This window comes from Streptomyces sp. SID14478 (assembly GCF_010548525.1).
Lineage (GTDB): Bacteria > Actinomycetota > Actinomycetes > Streptomycetales > Streptomycetaceae > Streptomyces.
Genome location: NZ_JAAGMG010001397.1, coordinates 1 through 10,228, shown reverse-complemented (window position 1 = coordinate 10,228; position 10,228 = coordinate 1). Strand labels below are relative to the sequence as shown.

Sequence of the window (10,228 nt, the reverse complement as noted above, 5' to 3'; positions counted from 1 at the left end):
GCCCAGGTCGCGGCCGGCATGCTGGCCGCCGTCACCGAGCTGCACTACGGCGAGCAGACGCTGCTCGCCCTGAACGTCGAGTCCGCGCGCCGCTACCCGGACTTCGCGGCCGAGCTGTCCGAGGCGAGCGGCCGGGACCTCGGCTACCGCGCGTGCGGCACGCTGGCGGTCGCGCTGGACGCGGACGACCGGGCGCATCTGCGGGAACTGCACGCGCTGCAAAGGGAGTCGGGCCTGGAGTCGGAGTGGCTGTCGGGCCGCGACTGCCGCCGCCTGGAGCCGATGCTCGCGCCGGGCGTACGCGGGGGGCTGCGGGTCGACGGTGACCACCAGATCGACCCGAGAAGGCTCGCAGGCGCCCTTGTGACGGCCTGCGAGCGCGCGGGCGTGACCTTCCACCGGGCCTCGGCCGCACGGCTCTGTGTCGTCCGCGGCCGGGCGTGCGGCGCCGTCCTCGGCGACGGCACCGAGCTCACCGCCGACCAGGTCGTGCTCGCCGCGGGCAGCCGCAGCGGGCAGCTCGCGGGGGTGCCGGACGAGGTGCTGCCGCCCGTCCGCCCGGTCAAGGGCCAGGTCCTGCGCCTGACGGTGCCCGGGCGGTACGCGCCGTTCCTCAGCCGCACGGTCCGCGCGGTCGTCCGCGGCAGCCACCTCTACCTGGTGCCGCGCGTGAACGGCGAGCTGGTCGTCGGCGCCACCAGTGAGGAGCTCGGCTGGGACACCACGGTCACGGCCGGCGGCGTCTACGAACTCCTGAGGGACGCCCACGAACTCGTCCCCGGCATCACGGAACTGCCCCTGACCGAGACCCGCGCGGGCCTGCGCCCCGCCTCCCCCGACAACGCCCCGCTCCTCGGCCCGACGACCCTGCCGGGCCTCCTCCTGGCCACCGGCCACTACCGCAACGGCGTGCTGCTCACCCCGGTGACCGGCGACGTGATGGCGCACGCGCTGTCCACCGGTGAACTGCCCGAAGAAGCCCGCCCGTTCACCCCCCGACGCTTCAGTGCCGCCTCCTTGGAGCAGCCCGCATGAATGTGACCCTCAACGGCGAGCCGCGCAGCGTGACCACCGAGACCACGCTCGACACCCTCGTCACGACGCTCACCACCGCCCACTCCGGCGTCGCCGCGGCCCTCAACGAGACCGTCGTCCCGCGCACCCAGTGGCCGACGACCGCGCTCACCGAAGGGGACCGCGTCGAGGTCCTCACCGCCGTACAAGGAGGCTGACCATCCATGGCTGACGACGCTTTCGTCCTCGGCGGCACCCCGTACTCCTCGCGCCTGATCATGGGTACGGGGGGCGCCCCGAGCCTCGACGTCCTGGAGCGTTCCCTGGTCGCCTCCGGCACCGAACTCACCACGGTGGCGATGCGCCGCGTGAACGCGTCGGTCCACGGCTCGGTCCTCTCGGTCCTGGAGAAGCTCGACATCCGGGTGCTGCCCAACACCGCGGGCTGCTTCACCGCGGGAGAGGCGGTGCTCACGGCCCGCCTCGCGCGCGAGGCGCTGGGCACGGACCTCGTCAAGCTGGAGGTGATCGCGGACGAGCGCACGCTGCTGCCCGACCCGATCGAGACCCTGGACGCGGCCGAGACCCTGGTCGACGACGGTTTCACGGTGCTCCCCTACACCAACGACGACCCGGTCCTGGCCCGCAGGCTGGAGGACGTGGGGTGCGCGGCGATCATGCCGCTCGGCTCCCCCATCGGCTCCGGGCTCGGTATCCGCAACCCGCACAACTTCCAGCTGATCGTCGAGCACGCGCGCGTACCGGTGATCCTGGACGCGGGCGCGGGCACGGCGTCCGACGTGGCACTCGCCATGGAGCTCGGCTGCGCCGGTGTGATGCTCGCCTCGGCGGTGACCCGCGCCCAGGAGCCGGTGCTCATGGCGGAGGGCATGCGGCACGCGGTGGAGGCGGGCCGCCTCGCGTACCGCGCGGGCCGCATCCCCAAGCGCCACTTCGCCGAGGCCTCCTCGCCCAGCGAGGGAAGGGCCCACCTGGACCCGGAGCGCCCGGCCTTCTGAGCGGGTCACAGGTCTGCTGCAGTACGGGCCCGGTCCCGCAGCGGGCGCGGGACCTGTCCGTCACTCCTCGTAGACTCGCCTGCGTGGACACGACCCTTCAGGACCCGTTGCTCGGGCACGTGCTCGACGGCCGGTACCGCATCGACGCACGCATCGCGGTCGGCGGGATGGCCACGGTCTACCGGGCCGTGGACACCCGCCTCGACCGTGTGCTCGCGCTCAAGGTGATGCATCCCTCGCTGGCCGCGGACGCCACGTTCGTCGAGCGTTTCATCCGCGAGGCCAAGTCGGTGGCCCGTCTCTCGCACCCGAACGTCGTCGGTGTCTACGACCAGGGCGCCGACGGCGCGTACGTCTACCTGGCGATGGAGTACATCGCGGGGTGCACGCTGCGCGACGTCCTGCGCGACCGCGGCGCGCTGCGGCCCCGCGCGGCCCTCGACATCCTGGAGCCGGTGCTCGCCGCTCTCGGGGCGGCGCACCGCGCGGGCTTCGTGCACCGCGACATGAAGCCGGAGAACGTCCTGATAGGGGACGACGGCCGGGTGAAGGTGGCCGACTTCGGCCTGGTCCGCGCCGTGGACACGGTCACGAACACCACGGGGACGGTCCTCGGCACGGTGTCGTACCTGGCCCCCGAGCAGATCGAGGACGGCACGGCGACGGCCGCGGTGGACGTGTACGCGTGCGGTGTCGTCCTCTACGAGATGCTGACCGGCGCCAAGCCGCACTTCGGCGACACCCCGGCCCAGATCCTCTACAAGCACCTGAACGAGGACGTCCCGCCCCCTTCCGCCGCGGTCCCGGGTCTCCCCTTCGCGCTCGACGACCTGGTCGCCTCGGCCACGGCGCGTAACGCGCAGGTCCGCCCGCACGACGCGGTGGCGCTGCTCGCGCAGACCAGGGAGGCCCGGTCGGCGCTGACCGACGCCGAGTTGGACGCGGTGCCGCCGCAGGCGCGGGACGTGGCGGCCGCGGGCGCCGACGACCGTACGAGCGTGATCCCGCGCGCGGTGCAGCTGCCGCTGCCGACGGACGAGAACGAGGGGGTCCACCGGACCAGCCGCCTGCAGACCCCGCCACCGGCGCCGCCCGCCCCGCCCCGCTCCAGGGGCGGCAACGGGCGGCGCGGAAGGTTCGCGATCGTCGCGGCGGTCCTGCTGGTTCTCGGCCTCGGCGCAGGCGTCTGGTACATCAACTCGGGCCAGTTCACGAAGGTCCCGCGCCTGCTCAACAAGACGGAGGCGCAGGCGAAGCAGCGCCTCGACGACGCGGGCCTGCACGCGGGTGACAAGACGACGTACAAGTACAGCGACGGGTTCAAGCGCGGCACCGTCATGGCCACGGACCCGAAGGCGAACGCCCGCATCCGGGACGGCGACGCGGTGAACCTGACGGTGTCCAAGGGCCCGCAGACCGTCAAGGTCCCGGACCTCAAGGGCACTCCTGTCGCCACCGCGAAGAGCGACCTCAAGAACCGGGGCCTCACCCCGGGCATGATCACCAGGGCCTTCAGCGAGGACGTCGCCAAGGGCTCCGTGATCAGCACGGACCCGGACGCGGGCACCACCCGCAACGCGGGCTCCGCGATCGCTCTCGTCGTCTCCAAGGGCTCCCCTGTCGACGTCCCCGATGTCACCGGCGAGTCCGAGCAGGACGCCGTCGCCGAGCTCCAGGAAGCGGGCCTGAAGGCGGAGATCGCCACGCAGCGGATCACGTCCGACGAGGACAAGGGCGACGTCGCCCGCCAGTCCCCGGCCGACGGCCGCCTCGCCGAGGGCGACACGGTGACCCTGACGATCTCCAAGGGCCCTCCGATGGTCGAGGTCCCGGACGTCACCGGCATGAGCGTGGACGACGCCACGTCCAAGCTGGAGGGAGCCGGCTTCGAGGTCGACGAGGACCGCGGCCTGCTGGGTCTCTTCGGCGACACGGTCAAGGACCAGTCCGTGAAGGGCGGCGACGACGCCCCCAAGGGCTCGACGATCAAGATCACCATCAGGTAGTCGGGTACGGGAGAGAGGGGCCGGTCGGGGTCGTGTGCGGGCCATGACACCCTGACCGGGTGAACAGCAGCACCCGCACCCGCAACCCGATCGGCGGCCACGTCCCGGTGGCCGGCGGTCTCGCCTCCGTAGGACTCTCCTACGCCCAGGAGCTCGACGCCGAGACCGTCCAGGTCTTCGTGGCCAACCCCCGGGGCTGGGCCACTCCCACCGGGAACCCCCGCCAGGACGAGGAGTTCCGCACCCGGTGCGCCGACGAGGGCATCCCGGCCTACGTCCATGCCCCGTACTTGATCAACTTCGGCTCGCACACCGAGGCCACCGTCGAGAAGTCCGTCGACTCACTGCGCCACTCCCTGCGCCGGGCGCGGGAGATCGGCGCCCTCGGGGTCGTCGTGCACACCGGCTCCGCGACCGGCGGGCGCGAGCGCCCGGTCGCCCTCGCGCAGGTCCGCGCGCACCTGCTGCCCCTGCTCGACGAGCTGACCCACGACGACGACCCGTTCCTCCTCCTGGAGTCGACCGCGGGGCAGGGCGCGTCGCTCTGCTCGCGCACCTGGGACTTCGGCCCGTACTTCGACGCCCTGGACCACCACCCCAAGCTGGGCGTCTGCCTCGACACCTGCCACATCTTCGCCGCGGGCCACGACCTCACCGGCCCTGCCGGTATGAAGCAGACCCTGGACCTCCTCGTGGAGACGGTCGGCGAGGGGCGCCTCAAGCTGATCCACGCCAACGACTCCAAGGACGTCGTCGGCGCCCACAAGGACCGCCACGAGAACATCGGCTCCGGCCACATCGGCGCCGATCCGTTCCGCGAGCTGATGGCCCACCCGGCGACCGAGAACGTCCCGCTGATCATCGAGACGCCGGGCGGCAAGGAAGGCCACGCGGCGGACGTCGCCCGCCTCAAGGAGCTGCGTTCGTAGATCTCGCGACCCCACCACGGAATACCCCTAGGGGGTATAGCGTTCTCGTCGGTGACAGGAACCGCTACCGACGTTGGGGGAACCATGCGGCACGTCACGCACACCGGGCACGGGGACCACGCTTCGCACCACGCGCACCAGGCCCCCGGCCACGCCGAGGTCACCTGGCCCATGGCCGCCCGGGCCACGCTGCACTGCCTCACGGGCTGCGCCATCGGCGAGGTCCTCGGCATGGTGATCGGCACCGCGCTCGGCTGGGGCAACCTCCCGACGATGATCCTGGCGATCGCCCTCGCCTTCGTCTTCGGCTACTCGCTCACGCTGCGCGGCGTCCTCGCGGCGGGCGTCGACTTCAGGACGGCGTTCCGGGTCGCGCTCGCCGCGGACACCCTGTCCATCGCGGTCATGGAACTCATCGACAACGGCGTGATCGCCCTGTGGCCCAGCGCCATGGACGCCACGCTCGCCGACGCCCTGTTCTGGGGCGCGCTGGCCGCGTCGCTGGCGATCGCCTTCGTGGTCACGACCCCGGTGAACCGCTGGATGATCGGCCGCGACAAGGGCCACGCGGTGGTGCACCAGTACCACCACTGAGGCGCCGGCCCGGCGGACGGGACGTGCGAACCTAGAGCTCGGGCCCTTCCCCGAGCTCTTCCTGGTACGAGTAGCGCTGCTCACGCCACGGGTCCCCCACGTTGTGGTACCCGCGCTCCTCCCAGAACCCGCGCCGGTCCGCGGTCATGTACTCGACGCCGCGCACCCACTTCGGCCCTTTCCAGGCATACAGATGGGGCACGACGAGGCGCAGCGGGAACCCGTGCTCGGCGGTGAGCAGCTCCCCGCCCTTGTGGGTCGCGAACATGGTCCGGTCGGCGGTGAAGTCGGACAGGCGCAGATTCGAGCTGAACCCGTACTCGGCCCAGACCATCACGTGCGTGACGGCGGGGTCCGGCGGCGCCAGCTCCAGGATCGTGGAGGCACGCACCCCGCCCCACTCGGCACCGAGCATGCTGAACTTCGTGACGCAGTGCAGGTCACCCAGGACGGTCGCGTACGGCAGCGCCGAGAACTCCTCGTGGTTCCAGGTGTGCTTCTCGCCGTCGGCGGTGGACCCGAAGACCCTGAACTCCCAGCGCTCGGGTCGGAACTTGGGCACCGGGCCGTAGTGCGTGACGGGCCAGCCGCGCTGCAGTCGCTGCCCCGGGGGAAGCTCCGGCTGCACTGCTCCCCCAGACTCGCGACCCACCGGATGACCCATGCCTCCATCCTGACAGACCCCGAGCAGTGGACGTGACCACGCAGCCGCCGGACGAACGTCCTCGATGTCCGATTCGGGCAACTCCTACTAAGCATGTACTTACTGGACGCGTTTCGGCGCCGGTGCAAGGATGCGCGGACCTGCCGAGTCCACCACGTGGAAGGAGCCTCTGCGATGCAGGGCGACCCCGAGGTCATCGAATTCCTCAACGAGCAGCTCACGGGCGAGTTGACGGCCATCAATCAGTACTGGCTCCACTACCGGATCCAGGACAACAATGGCTGGACCAAGCTCGCGAAGTACACCCGTGCCGAGTCCATCGACGAGATGAAGCACGCGGACAGGCTGACGGAACGGATCCTCTTTCTCGATGCCCTGCCGAACTACCAGCGGCTCTTCCACGTACGCGTCGGGCAGACCGTCACGGAGATGTTCCAGGCCGACCGCCAGGTCGAGGTCGAGGCGATCGACCGCCTCAAGCGCGGCATCGACGTCATGCGGGCCAAGGGCGACGTGACGTCGGCGCGGATCTTCGAGGACATCCTGGAGGACGAGGAGCACCACATCGACTACCTCGACACCCAGCTGGAGCTGATCGAGAAGCTCGGCGAGGCGCTCTACCTGGCCCAGCAGATCGAGCAGCCGGACAGCTAGGGCGTGTTGTGAAAGTCCCGTCGTTCGCCCGAAGGGCGGGCCCCGCGGCGTCCGGTGCGTGCGATCGCAAGGCGCCGGAGCGTCCTCATAGCGGAGCTATGCGGGCGCTTCGGCAACGCCGCGAGCGTGCGTGCCGGGCGTCGCGGGGCAGGCGGGACTTTCACAACACGCCCTAGGCCGCTTCGGGAAGCTCTGCCTGCGGGGCGAGGGCGACGGCGGACTCCCCCTGCTCGACCAGCTCGCGGCGCGGGCAGGAACCACGGCCGAGCAGGGCCTGGATCCGGCGCACGCAGGAACCGCAGTCGGTGCCGGCCTTGCAGGCCGACGCTATCTGGCGGGGAGTGCAGGCACCGTCGTCCGCGTGCTTCTTGACCTGCGCTTCGGTGACACCGAAGCAGTTGCAGATGTACACGCGCCGGTCACCTCCCGGTCGGGACTCATAGGTAGGGCCGTCCCGATTGATCGGTGAGGCTAACCTAACCTTACCCGCCGGGCCGGAAGCACAAAAGTGCCGTGGGGCGCGGATCCCTGTGATCCGCGCCCCACGGCATTTACGTACGGCGAGCGACGCTCACTGGTCGCGGTACATCTCCGCCACCAGGAACGCCAGGTCGAGCGACTGGCTGCGGTTCAGGCGCGGGTCGCAGGCCGTCTCGTAGCGCTGGTGCAGGTCGTCGACGAAGATCTCGTCGCCGCCGCCCACGCACTCGGTGACGTCGTCACCGGTGAGCTCGACGTGGATGCCGCCCGGGTGCGTGCCGAGCGCCTTGTGCACCTCGAAGAAGCCCTTGACCTCGTCGAGCACGTCGTCGAAGCGGCGGGTCTTGTGGCCGGAGGCCGCCTCGTACGTGTTGCCGTGCATCGGGTCGGTGATCCAGCCGACGGTGGCACCCGACGCGGTGACCTTCTCGACCAGCTCGGGCAGCTTGTCACGGACCTTGTCGGCGCCCATGCGGACGATGAAGGTCAGCCGGCCCGGCTCGCGGTCCGGGTCGAGGCGCTCGATGTACTGCAGCGCTTCCTCGGCCGTCGTCGTCGGGCCGAGCTTGATGCCGATCGGGTTGCGGATCTTCGAGGCGAACTCGATGTGCGCGCCGTCGAGCTGACGGGTGCGCTCGCCGATCCAGACCATGTGGCCCGAGACGTCGTACAGGTCTCCCGTACGCGAGTCGACACGCGTGAGCGCCGACTCGTAGTCGAGCAGCAGCGCCTCGTGGGAGGCGTAGAACTCGACCGTCTGGAACTCGGCCGGGTCGGTGCCGCAGGCGCGCATGAAGTTCAGCGCGTTGTCGATCTCGCGGGCGAGCTGCTCGTAGCGCTGGCCGGACGGGGACGACTTCACGAAGTCCTGGTTCCAGGCGTGCACCTGGCGCAGGTCGGCGTAGCCGCCGGTGGTGAAGGCGCGCACCAGGTTCAGCGTCGAGGCGGACGCGTGGTACATCCGCTTCAGGCGCTCGGGGTCCGGGATGCGGGCGGCCTCGGTGAAGTCGAAGCCGTTGACGGAGTCGCCGCGGTAGGTCGGCAGGGTGACGCCGTCGCGGGTCTCGGTCGGCTTGGAGCGCGGCTTGGAGTACTGGCCGGCGATGCGGCCGACCTTCACGACCGGCACCGAGGCGGCGTACGTGAGGACGGCGCCCATCTGGAGCAGCGTCTTCAGCTTGTTGCGGATGTGGTCGGCCGAGACGGCGTCGAAGGCCTCGGCGCAGTCGCCGCCCTGGAGCAGGAACGCCTCTCCCTTGGCGACGGCCGCCAGTCGGGCGCGCAGCTGATCGCACTCGCCCGCGAAGACGAGCGGCGGATACGACTCGAGGTCCGCGATCACATCGCGCAGAGCCTCGGCATCGGGGTACTCGGGCTGCTGCGCCGCGGGCAGGTCTCGCCAGGTGTTGCCAGCGCTTGCGCTGGTCTTAGCGTTCACGGTCACGTCGACCACATTACGGGGTCGTGTCGGGCGTCCATTCCACCGCTCATGTTTTGAGACGGATGAGAGGGAGGCGACACACATGAGCCGGGCGTCGGGTACGGTGGCGCCCATGTTCGCGCAACTTCTGCACCGCACCTGGTGGTGGACCGCACATCCGGCGGCCCACTGACTGCGCGTTCCCAGACTTCGCGAAGGCCGCCCGAGGGGCGGCCTTCGGTGTTTTCGAGGCCGGGCCGTTCCTCTCCGAATGACGAGGAAGAGGAACCGACCATGCAGCTCTCCGCCCTGCTCGCGGACGACCGCCCCTTCGCCCTGCTACGGCGCCGCGCCCCGGGCCGCGACCACGACACGGTCGAGGTCCTGATCGGCGAGGTCGGCAGCTACGAACGGCTCGCCGACATTCCCGAAGGCCTCGCCCTGGTCCCCTTCCGGCAGATCAGGGAACGCGGCTTCGACGTCCGCGACGACGGCACGCCGCTCACGGTGCTCACGCCCGAGGAGTCGTACGAGATCCCGCTCGACGAGGCGCTGGCGCAGCTGCCGCGCCATGACGTGCACGTCCGGGACGGCGGCTTCGACGTCGACGACGACGCGTACGCGCGGATCGTCGGCCGGGTGCTGCGCGAGGAGATCGGGCGGGGCGAGGGCGCGAACTTCGTGATCCGGCGTACGTACGAGGGGCAGATCCCGGGGTTCGGCCGGGCGGACGCCCTCGCGCTGTTCCGGCGGCTGCTCGACGGCGAGCGGGGCGCGTACTGGACGTTCGTGGTGCACACCGGTGACCGGACCCTGGTCGGGGCCAGCCCGGAGGTGCACGTGCGGATGTCCGGCGGGACCGTCGTGATGAACCCGATCAGCGGCACGTACCGCTATCCGGCCGCCGGGCCCACCCCCGACGACCTGCTCCGCTTCCTCGCCGACGGCAAGGAGATCGAGGAGCTGTCGATGGTCGTCGACGAGGAGCTGAAGATGATGTGCACCGTCGGCGACAGAGGAGGTGTCGTCATCGGTCCGCGGCTCAAGGAAATGGCTCATCTCGCGCACACCGAATACGAGTTGAGGGGCAGGTCGAGCCTCGACGTGCGCGAGGTGCTGAAGGAGACGATGTTCGCGGCGACCGTCACCGGCTCGCCCGTGCAGAACGCCTGCCGGGTCATCGAGCGGCACGAGGTCGGCGGGCGCGGCTACTACGCCGGGGCCCTCGCGCTCATCGGGCGGGACGCGGGCGGGGCGCAGACCCTCGACTCCCCCATCCTCATCCGCACCGCCGACGTCGACGCGGCCGGGCGGCTGCGGGTGCCGGTGGGGGCGACGCTCGTGCGGGGCTCGGACCCCGCGGGCGAGGTCGCCGAGACGCATGCGAAGGCCGCCGGGGTGCTGGCCGCGCTGGGGGTACGTCCTTCCCGTCCGCGCGAGGAGGGCAC

Annotated in this window: 11 protein-coding genes; 8 read left to right on the top strand and 3 right to left on the bottom strand. The window is 70.9% G+C overall.

The genetic code is table 11. The features are described 5' to 3' along the window. The 6 genes from thiO to G3I40_RS44410 form a co-directional block, all read left to right on the top strand. Window positions 1-1,035: glycine oxidase ThiO (thiO, locus tag G3I40_RS44435; RefSeq protein ID WP_164560463.1), on the top strand; the 1,035-nt coding region annotated here is incomplete at its 5' end. After that, complete coding sequence (thiS, locus tag G3I40_RS44430; RefSeq protein ID WP_164560462.1) at window positions 1,032-1,232, top strand: sulfur carrier protein ThiS; 201 nt, start codon at window positions 1,032-1,034, stop codon at window positions 1,230-1,232. The genes thiO and thiS, both read left to right, overlap by 4 nt. 6 nt (window positions 1,233-1,238) lie before the next feature. After that, window positions 1,239-2,033 (top strand): thiazole synthase, encoded by a 795-nt coding sequence (locus tag G3I40_RS44425; RefSeq protein WP_164560461.1) that lies wholly within the window; start codon window positions 1,239-1,241, stop codon window positions 2,031-2,033. Window positions 2,034-2,116: 83 nt separating this feature from the next. Then, window positions 2,117-4,039, top strand: a complete 1,923-nt coding sequence (pknB, locus tag G3I40_RS44420) for a Stk1 family PASTA domain-containing Ser/Thr kinase (RefSeq protein ID WP_164560460.1) — start codon at window positions 2,117-2,119, stop codon at window positions 4,037-4,039. Between the two features lie 59 nt (window positions 4,040-4,098). Next, window positions 4,099-4,968, top strand: a complete 870-nt coding sequence (locus G3I40_RS44415) for a deoxyribonuclease IV (RefSeq protein WP_164560459.1) — start codon at window positions 4,099-4,101, stop codon at window positions 4,966-4,968. 171 nt (window positions 4,969-5,139) lie between these two features. Next, window positions 5,140-5,562, top strand: coding sequence for a DUF4396 domain-containing protein (locus G3I40_RS44410; RefSeq protein ID WP_164560464.1), 423 nt, complete (start codon window positions 5,140-5,142; stop codon window positions 5,560-5,562). 31 nt (window positions 5,563-5,593) lie between these two features. Here the strand turns inward: G3I40_RS44410 and G3I40_RS44405 are convergent, their stop codons facing one another. Next, window positions 5,594-6,226, bottom strand: a complete 633-nt coding sequence (locus tag G3I40_RS44405; protein WP_164560458.1) for a sulfite oxidase-like oxidoreductase — start codon at window positions 6,224-6,226, stop codon at window positions 5,594-5,596. A gap of 174 nt (window positions 6,227-6,400) precedes the next feature. Between G3I40_RS44405 and bfr the strand changes: the two genes are divergently transcribed. Next, window positions 6,401-6,880 (top strand): bacterioferritin, encoded by a 480-nt coding sequence (gene bfr, locus G3I40_RS44400; protein WP_164560457.1) that lies wholly within the window; start codon window positions 6,401-6,403, stop codon window positions 6,878-6,880. 172 nt (window positions 6,881-7,052) lie between these two features. On the opposite strand, the gene G3I40_RS44395 is transcribed toward bfr, so the two are convergent. Together G3I40_RS44395 and G3I40_RS44390 are read right to left on the bottom strand one after the other, a co-directional pair. Then, entirely contained in the window at window positions 7,053-7,292 is a 240-nt protein-coding gene (locus tag G3I40_RS44395) for a (2Fe-2S)-binding protein (RefSeq protein WP_164560456.1), read from the bottom strand. Between the two features lie 159 nt (window positions 7,293-7,451). Next, window positions 7,452-8,804 (bottom strand): 3-deoxy-7-phosphoheptulonate synthase class II, encoded by a 1,353-nt coding sequence (locus tag G3I40_RS44390; protein ID WP_164560455.1) that lies wholly within the window; start codon window positions 8,802-8,804, stop codon window positions 7,452-7,454. A 270-nt stretch (window positions 8,805-9,074) separates the two neighbouring features. Here G3I40_RS44390 and G3I40_RS44385 point away from each other — a divergent pair. Further along, window positions 9,075-10,228, top strand: a 1,154-nt coding sequence (locus tag G3I40_RS44385) for a chorismate-binding protein (RefSeq protein WP_203645922.1), incomplete at its 3' end; no start/stop codon positions are given.

Bases quoted from the DNA above. Each gene is read 5' to 3' on its own strand.
- thiS (WP_164560462.1), top strand. From the start codon at position 1,032: ATGAATGTGACCCTCAACGGCGAGCCGCGCAGCGTGACCACCGAGACC.
- G3I40_RS44425 (WP_164560461.1), top strand. From the start codon at position 1,239: ATGGCTGACGACGCTTTCGTCCTCGGCGGCACCCCGTACTCCTCGCGC.
- G3I40_RS44410 (WP_164560464.1), top strand. From the start codon at position 5,140: ATGGCCGCCCGGGCCACGCTGCACTGCCTCACGGGCTGCGCCATCGGC.
- G3I40_RS44405 (WP_164560458.1), bottom strand. From the start codon at position 6,226: ATGGGTCATCCGGTGGGTCGCGAGTCTGGGGGAGCAGTGCAGCCGGAG.
- bfr (WP_164560457.1), top strand. From the start codon at position 6,401: ATGCAGGGCGACCCCGAGGTCATCGAATTCCTCAACGAGCAGCTCACG.